A 16736-nucleotide genomic window follows, 5' to 3' on the forward strand; every position below is an offset into this window, starting at 1 on the left:
GGACAGCCTCAATGACTTTGATGACTTATGAATAAGGTATGGTGTCTTTTTTATCTTCAGAAACTGTTTGAATGATAATCGGACGCACGAAACGGATTACCGCAGCTGAGGCCAAAACAGCTAATCCGCCTGCAAGCAAAAACGCCCCCGAGAATGATCCGCTTTTATCCGCGATAAAGCCGGTTAAAGCAGGCCCGATAATACCGGCCGTGTTTGCAAGAAAATGCATAAAGCCGCCGACTGACCCGACATTCCTTTGATCAACCACATCGTGAATCACCGCCCAATAGATAGAGCCCGTTATATATAAAAAGAAGACTGATAAAGCAACGAGAATAACGGCACTTACGGCAGTGGTAACAAGTCCGGCAAATCCGATCAGTACAGCGGAAGCGAACAGGCAAGTGACAAGAATGACTTTCCGTGAGAATAAAACCCCTTTTCCGGCGGTTTTTTTGAATACATAATCAGAAATCATTCCGCCTGCCGCCAAACCGATAAATCCAAGAATCCAGGGAATAACAGTCACCACACTCATAAATTCAACACTTAAACCGCGTTCTTTCACCAGATAGCTCGGAAACCATGTTAAGAAGAAAAATAAGATGTAATTGTAGGCGAAAAAGGCAAAAGCCGTGAAGAGAACCGTTTTTTGTTTCAAATAAAAGGTCATCGGGATATGCTGCTCATGCGATTGAATCGCCGCTTTCATGGCCGGGGCGTCTTCCGTCGGCGCCGGCCGTTCTTTGACAAATTTAAACCAGATAAACGCCCAGACTAAACCCACGATCATGATCAGGACAAAGGAAACCTTCCAGCTGAATGCCACAGCAATCATCCCGACAATCGGGCCGGAAATCGCTCCGCGCCGAGCGGCGTGCCGCTGTTTGTCAGGCCGATGACCGTGGCGCGCTGAGACGGAGGAAACCAATTGTTGACCATTTTGCTTATGGCAGCCGACAGCGGCCCCTCGCCCATACCGAATAAAATACGGATAATCAAAAGACTTACAAATCCGAAAGCAAGCGCAACCGCCCCGCTGAAAAGAGACCAAACGATCATCGCCGTACACAATGTCAATTTAGCCCCGTACCGGTCAGATGCAACACCGCCGAGAAAGTTAAACACAGCGTATCCGACAGAAAAACTGCTGAAAATCAGCCCCATTTGGGTTGCAGACAATGTGAGATCCTGCTGTATGAACGGCGCTGCAATAGACAGCGCTGAGCGGTCTAAATAGTTAATCACCCCGGCTGAAAATAAAAGAAGAATAATAGGGAATCTATCCTTTGAGAACATAAAATCCCTCCCTCTTATTTCATAATTTAAATTGCCGGAGTAAACCGGTTTATGCAATGAAACCGGTTATCCGGATTGCCTTGCGAGAAGCGCCGGTTTATAGCGGTATATCCGTTTTTCACCGCTATCTTTTTCTTGTATCTGGCGAAGAAGAAGGCTTCCCGCTTTTCGCGCCATTTCTGCCGCAGGCTGGACGATCGTCGTAATCGGAGGAGTAAAAAAACCCGCAAAAGGAACTTCATCAATTCCGATGACGGCTGCCTTATCAGGAATTGTCATATCATGCTCCTTCATATACTTCAGCACCTCAACAAGAACGATATCGTTTGCCGCCAATATCGCTTTCGGAGGCTCCTGAAGTGAGAACAGCTCTGACAAAACATTGGAAATATCAGCCGCATCGGCTGTTTTGATATATTCGTTCCGCACCATCATTCCGTGGCGGTCAAGCGCCTTTTTATACCCTTCAATCCGCTCTACCCTCGGACTGATTTCCCGAATAATGGACGTCGTAATAATCGCGATTCTCTTAATGCCGCTCTCGATAAACCGGTCAACGGCAAGACCGGCTGCATGATGGTTATCAAGCATCACTGTCGGAATCCCGAGTTCTTCAATGGTTCTGTCCATAAACACGACCGGAAACGTATCGCGTTTCATCTTTTCATATAAGGAGAGATTTTCGCCCGTCGGAAAAATAATAATTCCGTCCACCTGCTTGGCCCTGAGCATTTCAATATATTTCTTTTCTTTTTCCGGTTCATCATCCGCATTGCAGACAATAATATGAAATCCTTGTTCATGAAAATAGTCTTCAACCGCCCTGATGACCTGAGTGGAAAAGGTGTGAAGAATATTAGCCACCACCACACCTACCGTAAATGTTGATTTCTGTTTTAAGCTGCGGGCGACGAAATTCGGCTGATAGTTCAGCTCTTGAATGGCCGCTTCTATTTTTTGTTTCGTTTTCTCGCTCATATAGTCATAGCGCTGATTTAAAAATTGAGATACGGTGCTTTTAGATACGTTTGCATATTTCGCCACATCAGAAATTGTAATGGTTTTCATAGACTCATCCCCGTCTGTCTTCATTTTTCACTAGTATAAGTCAGAAGTAAATCGTTTACAATCTGACAGGGAACTGGATTCTGTCACACTCCCGAATAAGCCATAAAACCTCCGTCGACGGGAACGGTGACCCCGGTGATAAAGCCTGAGCATGAATCATCCGAAAGCCACAGGAGCGTTCCCAGAAGGTCTTCCGGTTTCCCGAAACGTTTCATCGGTGTATGTGCCATAATCTTATTGGATCGGTCTGTCAGACTTCCATCTTCCTGTAATAATAACTCACGGTTTTGCGCAGTCAAAAAGAAACCCGGAGCGATGGCATTCACCCGCAGCCCTTTTTTTGCGAAATGAACAGCCATCCACATCGTAAAATTCTGAACCGCCGCCTTAGCCGCGCTGTAGGCAGGCACCTTTGTCATCGGTGTATACGCGCTCATAGAAGAAACATTAATAATCGCGGGATATTCCGCCTTCAAAAGGTCTTTTCCAAACACTTGCGATGCCAGAAATGCACCGGTAAAGTTGCTTGAAAATACGCTGGAAAATCCCGTTTCGTCCATATCAAAAAATGATGGGCTCTGCTCATCCTCTTCATACGTCTCACTGGCAGTGATCGCATCAGCGTGGTTTCCCCCGGCTCCGTTAATTAAAAGATTGACAGAACCGAACCGGCTGATAATCTCGTCTTTTGCCTTTTCGAGAGAATCACGGGCTGAAACATCAGCCGGTACAGAAACCGCGGTTCCTCCAGCGTCAGCAATCTCGCCCGCCGCACGCTCTGCTTTATCAGCATTCCGGCTGACGATCGCAATTTTCATCCCCTGCCGTGAAAGCTCCTTTGCCATTGCTGAACAGAGAACACCGCTCCCGCCTGTTATGACAGCGGTTCTTCCTGATAAACGTTCATGAATCGGTCTCATCCTTCCACCTCTTTCTCATGAGACGAGAACGCATCCCACAGTCCGTTCAAGTACATAATTCCTAAGGCACGATCATATAAACCATAGCCCGGCCGGCATTGTTCGCCCCAGATATGACGGCCGTGATCAGGCCGTACATATCCTTTGTAGCCTTGGCCGTGCAATTCTTTTACCACACCGGTAATATCAATGGACCCATCACTGGTAAGATGCGAAGTTTCCGTAAAATCACCGTTATCACAGATTTTCACATTTCGTATATGGGCAAACGGCGCAGCTCCCGCATAGTGTTTGGCGATCTTCACCATATCATTGGCGGGATCCGCTCCCATCGAACCCGTGCACAACGTAATACAGTTGGCGGGTGAATCTGAAATCTCTCGCAGCTTTTCATAACATTCTCACCGGTGATAATACGGGGCAGGCCAAAAATTGACCAGGGCGGATCATCCGGATGAATGGCCATTTGAATGCCGGTGTTCCTCCGCTACAGGAAGGATTTCATGTAAAAAGAATTCTAGATTGGCCCAAAGCTGTTTTTCACCGACCGTTTGATAGGCCTCAAACAGTTCCTTGATCCGGGCCATTTTCTCCGGCTCCCACCCGGGAAGCGTCAAATCAGAAGATTTCTCAACCGTGCGGATCAGTTCCTCCGGAGGCAGACTTTCCACTTTCGCTTTTTCAAAAAACAAAGCGGTTGACCCATCCTCCAGCGCGCGGAACATATCGGTACGCGTCCAGTCAAATATCGGCATGAAATTGTAACAGATGACTTTCACGCCGAATTCGGACAGATTGCGAATGGTCTGTTTATAGTGTTCGATATATTGTCCGCGTTCTTCATGGCCGAGTTTAATGGCTTCATGAACATTCACGCTTTCCACGACCTCTGCATGAAACCCATAGGATTGAATGAATCTGACTTCCGCTTCAATGTCCTCCTTTTCCCATACTTCGCCCGCGGGCTTCTGGTGAAGAGCCCAGACGATGCCTTTGACCCCGGGAATTTGTCTGACATGTTCAAGAGTCACCGTATCATTACCTTGGCCATACCAGCGAAACGTGATATTCATGTTACACCCCCGTATATTCGTTTTTTCGGCAGACGTATTCTTTGCTGAGGGATACGGCAGCTTCATAGCCGCCCTTTTGATATGCTTTTATCAAGTCACTTCCCACTCCGACCGCGACCGCTCCGGCAGAAAGCCAGTCATTCATGCTGTTTAATGAGATACCCCCGGTCGGCATAATGCGGACATTCGGCAGAGGGCCGTTGACCGACTTGATAAATGAGGGATTAAACGAATTAGCGGGGAACAGCTTTACCACATCACATCCGGCTTCGAGCGCCAAAGCCATATCAGACACGCTCATGCATCCCGGAAGATACGGTACGCTGTACTGGTTGCATAGAGATGCTATCTCTTTTACAAAATGAGAGCTGACGATAAATGAGGCGCCTGATAAAATGGCGTGTCTCGCTGTTTCGGTATCCATTACAGAACCGGCTCCAAGAAGAATATCTTGATGCCGGAGTTCCTTAAAGACATCTTCCACTTCAGGAGTTGTGTATGTAAGCTCAATGGCGCTGATACCTCCTGAAATGGCCGCTTTTGAAACTTCAAGCGCCTCTTGGCTGTTTTGTCCCCTTATGACAGCCACCACTTGTGCATGCAGAAGTTTTTCGTAAATGGCGTACTTAGGCAGCATTCTCGCTCCTCCTTTAATCAAACGTAATGATTGCTTTTCCCACCTTGCCCGGGTGCTGTTCGATCAACTGAAATGCTTGATGGACGTCATCTGCTGAAAATGTATGTGTAATAAGACCGCCGTGCGTTAACAGGCCTTTATTCAGTAAGTCTGTAATGTACGGAAACTGATTCGTCTGCAATCTTGAACCGGTGATCGTGACTTCCTTTTTTGTGATCGGAAGCTGAGAAATGCCGGCAGTCCTCTCATCAAAACCTAGCACAACCACATGACCGGCCGGAGACACCGCGTCAATGGACGTTTCAAACGTTGAGGGGAGACAGACAGCATCAATGACGACATTGGCGCCTTCATTTTTTGTCCATTCGTTCACCCGCAAAACGGGATCTTCTTTTTGCGCGTTGACAGTAACGTCCGCACCGTTTTTTTCAGCGAATGCTAAGCGTTCATCATTCAAGTCGGTTATCATGACGGAAGCGCCTTTGAACTTTGCCATTTTTAATATGCAGATTCCGATTGGTCCCGCTCCTTGAATCAAAACGGTATCTTCCTTCTCGACACGGCCTCTCCAAACGGCCTGGGCGCCGATCGTATATGGTTCTGCCATGACCGCTTCCTCCCAAGGCAGATCGGGCGAAACAGCATGCAGCAGCTTTTCCGGAAGCACGATATATTCCCGCATCCCGCCATCTTCATGAACGCCGAACACCGAAAGCGCTTTGCAGACGTTCGGACGTCCTTTCCGGCAGGCATAGCATGTTCCGCAATAAGATATCGGTTCAATCACTACCCGGTCACCCGGCTTGAAACGCCGGACATGAGAACCGGTCTTTGCGACTTCCCCTGTGACTTCATGTCCGATTACTCTCGGCAGGGAAGCTAACGGATTTGTCCCATGATAAATATGCAAATCTGATCCGCAAATTCCGACCCGCTTCACCTTGACAAGAACATCATCCGCGTGGACAACAGACGGTTTCTCACATTCCGTCACCCTCAGATCAAATGCTTTCCGTACTTGAACCGCTTTCATTTTTTCACCCGCTTTTTAAGTTGTGCTTGCTACCGTTCAATCACAGTCTCTTTGTTTACAAATGACAAAACCTCTTCTAGGCAGGGAAGCCCTTCATTGTCACCGGAAACTGTGGTGACGAGCGCACCGACTGCATTTGCAAACTCCAGACGTTTTTCCGGTTCAAAACCATGCAAATAACTGTACAGGTAGCCGGCATTAAAGCCGTCACCCGCTCCTACCGTGTCAACAGGCGCAACCGGGAAAGCCTCTTTGTGAACCCACTTATGATCATGATACAGCGCAGAACCTGCTTCACCGTCTTTTATAACAAGCTGACTGATTGAATAGCTCTCTGCAAACCGGGCTAATGCTTCATTTTCTCCTATACCTGTCAGCTGTTTCATTTCGTCCCGGCCCGCCAGAAGAATATCAGTATGCGGAAAGATTTGATGAAATGCCGCACGCGCCTCCTCAATCGTCCACAGCTTCAGCCTGATATTCGGATCAAAAGATACGGGAATCTTTCTTGCTTTGGCGATGGAAAGCACTCTTTCAGCAATTTCAAGATTTTTCTTATCAAGTGCGAGGAACACACCGGTAAGATGAACGATGTGAATGCCGGCAAACATATTCTCTGTTATATCTTCCGGTGCAAGAGTCAGAATTGGTGAATTGAAACGATAGTAAAACGTCTTGCCTGAACCGTCATTTCTGATCTCTTTGACATTTAAAGATGTAGGAAAGCCTTCAACATAGGAGACGTCAGTCACATCAATTCCTTCTCCTTTGGCAAACTGATAAATCACTCTGCCGAACTCATCCTTCCCCAGTCTGCTGACCCACTTTGAGTGCAGGTTCAATCTGGCGCATGCAATCGCAAAATTCAGTTCAGCTCCTCCTGCTTTTCGTTCAAAATGGGTAACAAAACGCAAAGGTCCTGTGCTTGCGGGATTTAAGGTGATCATCGCATCACCGATCGTAAAAATGCCATAATCAGAAGCCACATCAATACTCCTTTCCTTTAAGACTAAATCGGTTTGGTAAACCGGTTTAGTTAAACTTTATATGAAAGCCCTTACATACACAAGAGAAAAATACAATAAATTCAAAAAAATCTGTTTTCAGTAAAAATAACCCGTTTTTTCACATAAAAAACCCCTCACAACAAAATGTAAGGGGGTTTTTTGAATATTGTATGCATGTGTCCTCAGTTAGCAGTCTTACGTTCAGGGCTTGTACCTTCTTCTTCCGCCCATGTTTCAATATGCTGGAGCTCCGGGGTATTCTCGGCTTTGAATACAGGATCAAGACCTTTTTTGCGCTGAGCGGCATAATCCTTATAGATCTTGTAGGCTACATTACTCAGCAGTAAGATTGCCACTAAGTTAATGAGAGCCAAGAGTCCCATAAACAAGTTTGCCATGTCCCAGACGATCTGGAAGTCAGCCAAACATCCGTATACCACCATCACTACGACGAATACGCGGTAAATATTAAGCCATGTTTTGCTTGTTTTAATAAATTCGATATTCGTTTCACCATAGTAATAGTTGCCGACGACTGAGCTGAATGCGAATAAAAACATCGCAATCGCAATAAATGTCGGCGCCCATCCGCCGAGATGGTGCTGCAGTGCGGCTTGCGTCACTTGGATGCCGTCGCCTTTAGGCGTAAAGCTGTACAATAAAATGATAAAAGCAGTCGATGTACAAACGATAAACGTATCAAAGAACACGCCGAGGGTCTGAATTAATCCCTGCTTAGCCGGATGCGACACATGTGCAGCTGCTGCCGCATTCGGCGCGCTTCCCATTCCCGCTTCGTTTGAAAACAGGCCGCGCTGCGCTCCGATAATAATGATGCTTCCTAAGCTTCCGCCGACGATCTGCTCAAAACCGAACGCATTTTTCACAATCGTAACAAGCAGCTCAGGTACCGCCGAGATATTTACAATCACGACATACAGCGCGATCAGGATATACATTCCCGCCATAACCGGAACGATTAATTGCGAGACGGAAACAACACGCTTCAGACCGCCGAATATAATGAAAGCCGTTAGTACAGCTAAAATGATTGCGATAACTGTTTTATTCACATGGAATGCTTCGTCAAACGCCACAGAAATCGTATTTGACTGCACGGCGTTAAAGATAAGTCCGAAAGAAACGGTAATCAATACGGCAAATAAAATACCGAGCCAGCGGGCGCCCAGTCCCTTTGCCATGTAATATGCCGGACCGCCGCGGAATTCGTCACCGGAACGCACTTTATACAGCTGCGCCAAGGTGCTTTCCACAAAGCTGGAAGCCATACCGACAATCGCTACGATCCACATCCAAAATACTGCGCCGGGACCGCCTGTTGCAATCGCCAGCGCGACGCCGGTCAAGTTTCCGGTTCCGACACGAGAAGCGGCTGAGATAAAGAATGCCTGCATTGAAGACACTCCTTTATTTCCTTGCGGCTTCTCCCCGACGATTCTGAACATTTCAAAAAAGTACTGGAATTGAATAAAGCGAAAACGGAACGTAAAGTACAATCCGATCCCGACTAAAATATAAACAAGATACTTCCAAATAAAATCATTTGGAACATTTATGATTTCACTGATGAAAGCCTCCATGTTTAACCTCCCTTTTACATATCTTTTACTGTCATTTTTGCTGCATATGTTAGATCTTTTAACACAACGGGTATTATTATATCACAACAACAGTGGTTGAGAAGTTTTTTTAAGAAAATGTTTCGGTTTCTTCATCACATCTTTTGCTGTCATGCCCCGTTTTTTATCTTACAGCCCGAAAAATGTTGTCACGTCATAAGGAATGCGTGCATATCATAACAAATAGGTCTTTAAGAAAAAAGAGATGAAAAGATGGATGGAATGGTATATACTTAACCAGGATAATAATTTTTTAAATTTAATAAATGTGTTTACTTTACATTTAAATTAGGGTATTATAATAAAAATATTCAGACTTATGAAGGGGGGAGAACATTTGAAAAAAATCTTGTTTTTAAAAGCTTCTATTTTATTTTTAGCGATTGCAAGCTTTCATTTGCTCTCCATTCCCCATGCGTTTGATACCGCTCATCATTTTAAAGCGGTAGCCGACCAGCAGGAAATGCACGAAATGAAGGCCGGCCAAAATGCTGATGATGAGAAAAAATCGCTGACGGGCTCATATATCTTGACGGCGCTTTTTGCCGCTTCTGTCTCACTGATCGTGATATCAGACAGGAGACGCCCCGCTTCCCGGAGAAGACAGCGAAAGAAAAGCTTTTTAATCGCTAAATTTTATCAGTCCTCGTATTTCGATGAGCTTCATGTTCAACATCGCCTATCTATGTAACATAAAATGAGGAGGTTGTTAAACATGTTGTTTATCTTACGAATGGTGATTTTAGGGTTGTTTTCATTCACTGCATTGAATTTATTTGTATGGCAGGGAATCGAAGTCATTCACGCTATCACTGACTTATTCGGCAGCCATGAAAGCTAAATAGTAAAACCTCCGCTCAATGAGCGGAGGTTTTTTATTTTTACTCTTAAACATCGTATGCAGGGATACGCCATACATCTGTTACCGGCCCTGTCTCATCTTCATCGGTAAAGAAGGAGCCGTTGCTGTATCGGTCATTCGACCGCAAGGACTTCACGGCGATTTCGATTCTCTCGCCTTTTTCTGTTTCCGCAGCGATCATGTCGGCTAAAGCGCACGCGAATACGCCGACTGTGCGATGCGGGTTCTTTTTAAGCTCTCGCAGCATGATGACACCGCGTTTCGCCCTGGATGTTTTTTCGAATTCAGATAGGTTCATCCGTTTGATCGCTCCCCGCTGTGTGACGAGGACGAGCGAATCTGTCTCATGCAGGATTTGCCCTGATACGACGGTATCACCGTCTTTTAAATTTATGCCCTTTACGCCGGCCGCACGGGCACCGACTACATTTACTTCATCTTCACCGAACCATAAACCGTACCCGAGACGGGTGGCGATAAACAGCTGGCTCCCGCCGTCTGTGACATGAACATCAATCAGCTCATCATCCCCTTTGAGGTTAAGGGCAACAAGCGCTTTCGAGTAACGCTGCGCTTTGTAATGCGTCATTTCAGTTCTCTTCACCATACCGTTTTTCGTCATGAACAATAAATATGAAGATGGATCAAATTCTTTTACCGGTATAGCTTTCACGATGGTTTCATCACGGTCAATCGTGATGATGTTCGTTACGTGCTGCCCCATGTCTTTCCACCTGATATCGGGAAGCTGGTGAACCGGACAATAAACATAGCTTCCCTTATTCGTAAAGAGCAGAAGAACATCCGTTGTATTCATTTCGAATTGGTGAATCAGCCTGTCAGTATCCTTCATACCGAAATCCTGGCCGTTAGAAGCAGCAAATGACCGCTGGCTTGTTCGTTTTACATAGCCGTCTTTTGTGACTGTCACATATACGTCCTCAGAGGCAACCATGACTTCAAGGTTGATTTTAATTTCCTCAATCTTTTCTTCGATGACAGATCGTCTGCTGTCAGCATAGGTCTTTTTCAATTTTTTCAGGCTGCTTGTAATGACTTTTAACAGCTTTTTATCATGACTTAAAATGGCTTCGAGCTCCTGAATTTTCTTGCTGAGCTCTTCCGCTTCCTCTTTTAGCGCCGTAATATCCGTGTTTGTCAGACGATACAGCTGCAAGGATACGATCGCTTCGGCCTGCGGCTCCGTAAATGCGAATTTAGAAATTAAGTTTTGTTTCGCATCTTTCTTGTCGCTGCTTGCCCGGATGACCGCTATGACCTCATCTAACACAGACAGCGCCTTCATCAGTCCTTCAACGATGTGATGCCGCTCTTTTGCTTTTTGCAATTCAAAGACGGAGCGGTTTGTCACCACTTCCTTCTGATGGGAAATATACGCATCCAGGATGGCCGTAAGACTCATCAGCATCGGCCGGCGGTTATGTATGGCGACCATATTAAAGTTATATGTTGTCTGCAGATCAGTGTTTTTATATAAGAAATTCAGGATGCCTTTTGCATCGGCTTCTTTCTTTAACTCAACGACCACCCGGAGCCCTGTGCGGTCAGTTTCATCCCTGACTTCAGAAATGCCTTCGACTTTTTTGTCTATGCGGTATTCGTCCATTTTCTTAACGAGATTGGCTTTGTTTACTTCAAACGGAATTTCTGTAATGACGATTTGCTCCCGTCCGCCTCTTACGGATTCCACTTCAGCCTTGCCGCGGATAATAATTTTGCCTTTACCGGTTTCATAAGCCTTCCGAATGCCGTCGACTCCTTGAATAATGCCTCCTGTCGGAAAGTCAGGCCCTTTAATCACCTGCATCAAGTCATCGACGGTGCAATCCGGAGATTCAATCCGTTTAATGACGGCATCAATGACCTCACCCAGATGATGAGGGGGAATATCAGTCGCATAGCCCGCTGAAATCCCGGTTGATCCGTTGACAAGCAAGTTAGGGAACATGGCGGGCAAAACAACCGGCTCTTTACTGGTGTCATCAAAGTTCGGAACGAATTCAACCGTATTTTTATCAATATCACGCAAAAGCTCTGACGCGATAGAAGATAATCTCGCTTCCGTATAACGCATGGCAGCCGGCGGATCACCGTCAATGCTTCCGTTATTGCCGTGCATCTCAATCAGCACATTCCGCACTTTCCAATCCTGGCTCATCCGCACCATCGCTTCATAAACGGAGCTGTCACCGTGCGGATGATAATTACCGATAACGTTTCCGACCGTTTTCGCCGCTTTACGGAAATTTTTATCGAATGTATTTCCGTCTGCGTGCATGGCGTATAAAATTCTCCGCTGCACCGGCTTTAAACCGTCACGAGCGTCGGGCAGCGCCCTGTCTTGAATAATGTATTTACTGTAGCGTCCGAAACGGTCGCCGATTACTTCTTCTAACGGTAAATCATGAAATAATTCTGGCTGTGCCACTATTAAACCTCCTCAGCGACCGACAAGTTTTCATTTTCTAAAATATTGCTTTCCTCATCTAATCCGAAGGCAACATTCTTTTCAATCCATTTTCTTCTCGGTTCTACTTTGTCTCCCATTAATGTCGTTACACGGCGCTCTACCCGTGCCGCATCGTCGATCTTGACTCTGACGAGCGTTCGCGATTCGGGATTCATCGTCGTTTCCCAGAGCTGGTCTGCGTTCATTTCTCCCAGACCTTTATAGCGCTGGATGGTATACCCTTTGCCGACTTTCTTTAAAACGCCGTCCATTTCTTCGTCGGACCAAGCATATTCAATAATCTCTTTCTTGCCGCTTCCTTTGCTCACTTTGTAAAGAGGCGGAAGGGCGATGAAGACTTTTCCATGCTCGATTAAAGGTTTCATATAGCGGTAGAAAAACGTTAACAGCAAGACTTGAATGTGCGCGCCGTCGGTATCTGCGTCCGTCATGATGATGATCTTGTCATAGTTGATGTCGTCTATATCAAAATCTGCGCCGACACCGCCGCCGATCGCATGAATAATCGTATTGATTTCTTCATTTTTGAAGATGTCTGCAAGCTTTGCTTTCTCTGTATTGATGACCTTTCCGCGAAGGGGCAGCACGGCTTGGAATTTCCGGTCTCTTCCCTGTTTTGCAGAACCTCCCGCAGAGTCTCCCTCCACCAGATACAATTCATTCTTCGCCGGATTTCTGGAACCGGCCGGTGTGAGTTTTCCGCTCAGCGTCGCTTCTGATTTTTTGCGCTTTTTGCCGCTTCTCGCTTCTTCTCTCGCTTTACGGGCCGCTTCACGGGCCTGGCTTGCTTTAATCGCTTTTTTGACAAGCAGGGTTGCCGTATCGCGGTTTTCTTCCAAGAAATAAGCAAGATTCTCGGAAATGACGGCATCCGCGGCGGATCTCGCCTCACTTGTGCCGAGCTTCCCTTTCGTCTGGCCTTCAAATTGCAGCAGTTCCTCCGGGATACGGACGGAAATGATTGCGGACAAACCTTCCCTGATATCGGCGCCTTCAAGATTCTTGTCTTTCTCTTTTAAAAGGGCGACCTTTCGCGCATACTCGTTAAACGCTCTTGTCATTGCCGTTTTGGCTCCTGATTCGTGGGTGCCGCCGTCCTTTGTTCTGACGTTATTAACGAATGACAGCATATTTTCTGAATACCCGTCATTAAACTGAAACGCGAAATCGACTTCAATGTCATGATGCTCGCCTTCAAAGGACACCACTTCGCATAAAGCGTCTTTTTCCTCGTTTAAATAAGCGACAAATGCTTCAATTCCGTTCTCATAATAAAATACTTCTTTTACGCCGTTCCGTTCATCAATTAATTCTATTTTCAAACCTTTTAACAAGAAAGCCGATTCGCGCAGACGTTCTGACAGCGTGTCAAAATTATAAACCGTTGCGCTGAACATTGACGGATCAGGTTTAAAATGGGTAAGCGTTCCCGTTTTTTTGGTCGTTCCGATTTTTTCAAGTGAAGTCACGGGCTTGCCGCCGTTTTCAAACCGCTGTTTATAAACATATCCGTCACGCTCAATAGTAACTGTCAGCCACTCCGATAATGCGTTTACGACAGATGCGCCGACACCATGCAGACCGCCGCTTGTTTTATAGCCGCCCTGTCCGAATTTCCCCCCGGCATGCAGCACGGTGAAAATAACTTCCGGCGTCGGCTTTCCGAGCTTATGCATCCCGGTCGGCATTCCGCGTCCTCTGTCCTGTACAGAGATGCTGTTGTCCTTATGTATCGTTACGATAATATGATCTCCGTAGCCGGCAAGAACTTCATCGACGGAATTGTCGACGATCTCATATACCAGATGGTGCAGGCCGCGTGCGTCCGTCGAACCGATGTACATTCCCGGTCGTTTTCTGACGGCTTCCAGGCCTTCAAGCACCTGTATGGCATCTTCGTTGTAATCAAATTGCTGTTTTCTAGCCAAACGTACAAACCCCTTTCAAAAAACCTGCTCTTAATCATTCTCTTTTTTAAATGTTTTCATGTCTTTGTTTTTCAGTATGCGCAAGCTTCGGTCCAATTCTCCTCGGACTCACAATTATAACCAATATGCTTGATTTCGCAACATATTTAAGCGAATGGCTCGTTTTTTTAGGCCGCAAGACATACATTCGAACGGCTTTTCATCTTTTTGGTGCCCTTTTCGGCAGATAAGAACATGAGTTCGCTTTCTATTATATAGCTTTATGCCGGCCATCGCAAACAGACTGCAAACCCCTGTATAAAGGGGTTTCTAAAAAAGCTGTTCATGCTTTATTGTATCTGTTTCATCATCATACGCAAAGAGTATTCTTTCAATAAAAAAGCAAAAACCCCTGATTTGCCAAGGATTTTTGCCTTTTTTGTTCCTATTTTATAACAGCGCGGGCGACTTTTATACATAAATCCATAACAGCCGTCCGTCCTTTGTCTGTAATCATGCGATACGCTTCTTCATTTGCAAGGCCCTGCTGCGCCCAAAAAACGGGAGCGTCCGTCTGTAAAAATTCTTCAGCAACGCCGGGAAGCTGCTCAGAGCGTCTGAACACATTCACGATATCAATCGGCCCCTCCACGTCTTTTAACGAAGCAACGGCTTTAACGCCAAGCGCCTCATCAATCGTTGGGTTGACGGGAATAATTTCATATCCTTCATCCTGCATCGCTTTGGAAACCATGTAAGAAGTCCGGTCGGGACGGTCTGACAGCCCGACGACTGCGATCCGTTTGCTCCGGTCCAGAATTTCTTTAATCTCTGATTTTGAAGGATTTTGCATCTTTACCATCTCCTTTTGATATATTGTACATGACCGCTTCGCCGGAATCAAAAAAAGCGCTTTGTCAGCTTAATTCTCAAAAAACTTGTCATCAGACGGTAACAACTCGTGTTAAAATAGAGTGAAGGGACATTGAAAAGGAGAAATGTAGATGTTGATTGTTTTATTGATTATTTTGGCCTATGTAATAGGCAGCATCCCGTCAGGTTTAGTCGTAGGCAAACTTGCGAAAGGGATCGATATTAGAGAACACGGAAGCGGCAATTTGGGCGCTACAAATGCTTTTCGCACGCTTGGCGTTAAAGCGGGATCTGTCGTCGTCGCAGCCGATATTTTAAAAGGCACCCTGGCCGCAGCGCTCCCATATTTACTGCACGTCCCCATTCATCCTCTTCTCGCAGGGGTGGCAGCAGTGATCGGCCATGTATTCCCGGTGTTCGCAAAGTTTAAAGGAGGCAAAGCCGTAGCCACATCAGGGGGCGTCCTGCTGTTTTATGCTCCGCTGTTATTCGTTACGATGGTTGCAGTATTTTTCGTATTTTTATTCCTTACGAAATTTGTTTCTCTGTCTTCAATGTTAACAGGGATTTATACGATTATTTACTGTCTGTTTGTAAAAGACCCTTATTTATTAATCGTAGTGACGCTCTTGACCGCGTTTGTTATCTACAGACACAGGGCAAACATCAAACGGATTATAAACAAAACAGAACCTAAGATCAAATGGTTTTGATGAAACTTCAATTTTGACATCAAAATGCCATATGCGTTTATAATAGAGATAATTTCTTTATATGAGAAACAAAAAGGGAGTGTTCCGGATGAACATGAAAGTAACGAAAGGCGCGCTGGATTGGTACAAAGAAGAGCTCGATCTGGAAACAGGCGACCATGTCCGTTTCTTTGTCCGTTACGGGGGATGCAGCAACGTCCAGAAAGGCTTTTCTCTCGGCATTTTAAAAGACCGGCCGATGAACATCGGCACCAGCACGGAAGTTGAAGGCATTACCTTTTTTATTGAAGAAAGCGACTTATGGTACTTTGATAATCACGATTTGTCAGTCACATATTCAGATCAGGCAGAAGAGCCGGTATTTGATTACGTGTAAAAAAAAGAACGCAGCGGATGCGTTCTTTTTTTACAGCCTGAACCTTTTGAGATGATCAGTCAGACGTTCTTTTTCTAATATGCTTCTTTGCGTTTCTCCGAGCAGGTCAAAGTGGGGAAATTCATTTTTATGGTGAATCCACTCCGGCTTCAGCCCGTACTCCGCTCCCCATCTGATCAGTTTATTGAGATCGCTTGAACCGGCCTTCGTCACGGTCTTAGCCTCCGGAAAGCGGTCGTCCAGCCAGTAATGCGTTAAAAAAGCGATTTTCCCTTCCGATACATCCCGCTTCCATCTTTCCAGTTCCTTACGCGTAATTCCAAATGCCATAACTGCAGCCGCTCCTTATTTTTTTGCCTTTTCGTAAGCGGCATGCCAATCAGGAAAAGCCTTGCGAAACTGAATCGGTTTGAAGCTCTCTTTATCAACGCATATATGAGAGGATGTCGCTTTGATGGCAAGTTCTTGATCCGGATTATAGATGTGGTAGCCGTAAACGGTTTTAAATCCGTTATATTCTTCAATCCAAGTATGTACGACAGCCGTTTCTCCGTAGCGGAGCGGCTTTTTATAAGAAATGCTGATATCCAATACAGGGGACAGCACTCCTCTATCTTCCATATCTTTGTAAAGGAATCCGAGTTCCTTAATCAGCGCCGTTCTGCCGACCTCCATCCAGACTAAGTAATTGGCATGATAGACGATGCCCATTTGATCTGTTTCCGCATAACGCACTTCTATTTCTTTTTTTGACACACGCAACGTTCTCTGCTCCCTTTTTATCAGATTAGCCCCATTTTATCACAACGAGCCGGAAAGAGAAAAAAACCAGGTTTC

The 16736-nt window shown here is 45.8% G+C and carries 15 protein-coding genes and 2 pseudogenes; 4 read left to right on the forward strand and 13 right to left on the reverse strand.

The genetic code is table 11. The features are described 5' to 3' along the window. Nucleotides 1–25 precede the first annotated feature (25 nt). The 8 genes and pseudogenes from OWN49_RS00215 to OWN49_RS00250 all read right to left on the reverse strand — a co-directional run bounded on the left by OWN49_RS00215 (nucleotide 26) and on the right by OWN49_RS00250 (nucleotide 8638). Nucleotides 26–1299 (reverse strand): annotated as a pseudogene (locus tag OWN49_RS00215) (MFS transporter). 66 nt (nucleotides 1300–1365) lie between these two features. After that, nucleotides 1366–2367 carry a substrate-binding domain-containing protein gene (locus tag OWN49_RS00220; protein ID WP_176283343.1) on the reverse strand — a complete coding sequence of 334 codons (1002 nt, stop codon included), beginning with the start codon at nucleotides 2365–2367 and terminating at the stop codon, nucleotides 1366–1368. 83 nt (nucleotides 2368–2450) lie between these two features. Beyond that, a complete protein-coding gene (locus OWN49_RS00225) occupies nucleotides 2451–3287 on the reverse strand; it encodes an SDR family oxidoreductase (RefSeq protein ID WP_168984958.1) in 837 nt (278 codons plus the stop codon). Continuing rightward, nucleotides 3284–4360: pseudogene (gene uxuA / locus OWN49_RS00230) on the reverse strand (mannonate dehydratase). The gene OWN49_RS00225 and the pseudogene uxuA overlap by 4 nt, the downstream one beginning before the upstream one ends. 1 nt (nucleotide 4361) lies before the next feature. Then, a complete protein-coding gene (locus OWN49_RS00235) occupies nucleotides 4362–4997 on the reverse strand; it encodes a bifunctional 2-keto-4-hydroxyglutarate aldolase/2-keto-3-deoxy-6-phosphogluconate aldolase (RefSeq protein WP_076851242.1) in 636 nt (211 codons plus the stop codon). Between the two features lie 13 nt (nucleotides 4998–5010). After that, nucleotides 5011–6030, reverse strand: a complete 1020-nt coding sequence (locus OWN49_RS00240; RefSeq protein ID WP_176283342.1) for a zinc-binding alcohol dehydrogenase family protein — start codon at nucleotides 6028–6030, stop codon at nucleotides 5011–5013. Between the two features lie 29 nt (nucleotides 6031–6059). Then, entirely contained in the window at nucleotides 6060–7016 is a 957-nt protein-coding gene (locus OWN49_RS00245; RefSeq protein WP_070081888.1) for a sugar kinase, read from the reverse strand. A gap of 203 nt (nucleotides 7017–7219) precedes the next feature. Then, complete coding sequence (locus tag OWN49_RS00250; RefSeq protein WP_071391774.1) at nucleotides 7220–8638, reverse strand: alanine/glycine:cation symporter family protein; 1419 nt, start codon at nucleotides 8636–8638, stop codon at nucleotides 7220–7222. Nucleotides 8639–9014: 376 nt separating this feature from the next. Between OWN49_RS00250 and OWN49_RS00255 the strand changes: the two genes are divergently transcribed. Both OWN49_RS00255 and OWN49_RS00260 read left to right on the forward strand, forming a co-directional pair. Then, a complete protein-coding gene (locus OWN49_RS00255) occupies nucleotides 9015–9368 on the forward strand; it encodes a hypothetical protein (RefSeq protein WP_003153956.1) in 354 nt (117 codons plus the stop codon). Between the two features lie 24 nt (nucleotides 9369–9392). After that, complete coding sequence (locus OWN49_RS00260) at nucleotides 9393–9518, forward strand: hypothetical protein (protein ID WP_003153957.1); 126 nt, start codon at nucleotides 9393–9395, stop codon at nucleotides 9516–9518. Nucleotides 9519–9564: 46 nt separating this feature from the next. Here the strand turns inward: OWN49_RS00260 and parC are convergent, their stop codons facing one another. The 3 genes from parC to OWN49_RS00275 form a co-directional block, all read right to left on the reverse strand. After that, a complete protein-coding gene (gene parC, locus OWN49_RS00265) occupies nucleotides 9565–11988 on the reverse strand; it encodes a DNA topoisomerase IV subunit A (RefSeq protein WP_069013574.1) in 2424 nt (807 codons plus the stop codon). A 2-nt stretch (nucleotides 11989–11990) separates the two neighbouring features. After that, complete coding sequence (gene parE / locus OWN49_RS00270; RefSeq protein WP_014305073.1) at nucleotides 11991–13958, reverse strand: DNA topoisomerase IV subunit B; 1968 nt, start codon at nucleotides 13956–13958, stop codon at nucleotides 11991–11993. A 424-nt stretch (nucleotides 13959–14382) separates the two neighbouring features. Then, nucleotides 14383–14790 (reverse strand): CoA-binding protein, encoded by a 408-nt coding sequence (locus OWN49_RS00275; RefSeq protein ID WP_007410316.1) that lies wholly within the window; start codon nucleotides 14788–14790, stop codon nucleotides 14383–14385. 151 nt (nucleotides 14791–14941) lie between these two features. Between OWN49_RS00275 and plsY the strand changes: the two genes are divergently transcribed. Together plsY and OWN49_RS00285 are read left to right on the forward strand one after the other, a co-directional pair. Next, nucleotides 14942–15523 (forward strand): glycerol-3-phosphate 1-O-acyltransferase PlsY, encoded by a 582-nt coding sequence (gene plsY, locus OWN49_RS00280; RefSeq protein WP_077722386.1) that lies wholly within the window; start codon nucleotides 14942–14944, stop codon nucleotides 15521–15523. Between the two features lie 88 nt (nucleotides 15524–15611). Then, nucleotides 15612–15899 (forward strand): HesB/YadR/YfhF family protein, encoded by a 288-nt coding sequence (locus tag OWN49_RS00285; RefSeq protein ID WP_007410318.1) that lies wholly within the window; start codon nucleotides 15612–15614, stop codon nucleotides 15897–15899. 30 nt (nucleotides 15900–15929) lie between these two features. Here the strand turns inward: OWN49_RS00285 and OWN49_RS00290 are convergent, their stop codons facing one another. Together OWN49_RS00290 and OWN49_RS00295 are read right to left on the reverse strand one after the other, a co-directional pair. Next, the gene (locus tag OWN49_RS00290; protein WP_003153968.1) at nucleotides 15930–16229 is read right to left on the reverse strand and encodes a hypothetical protein; all 300 of its coding nucleotides are present in this window, start codon (nucleotides 16227–16229) and stop codon (nucleotides 15930–15932) included. A 15-nt stretch (nucleotides 16230–16244) separates the two neighbouring features. Then, nucleotides 16245–16661, reverse strand: a complete 417-nt coding sequence (locus OWN49_RS00295; RefSeq protein ID WP_077722385.1) for a YbgC/FadM family acyl-CoA thioesterase — start codon at nucleotides 16659–16661, stop codon at nucleotides 16245–16247. Between the last annotated feature and the right edge of the window lie 75 nt (nucleotides 16662–16736).

Origin of the sequence: Bacillus sp. NEAU-242-2 (assembly GCF_027853835.1) — a bacterium.
In the GTDB taxonomy this organism is placed as follows: domain Bacteria; phylum Bacillota; class Bacilli; order Bacillales; family Bacillaceae; genus Bacillus; species Bacillus velezensis.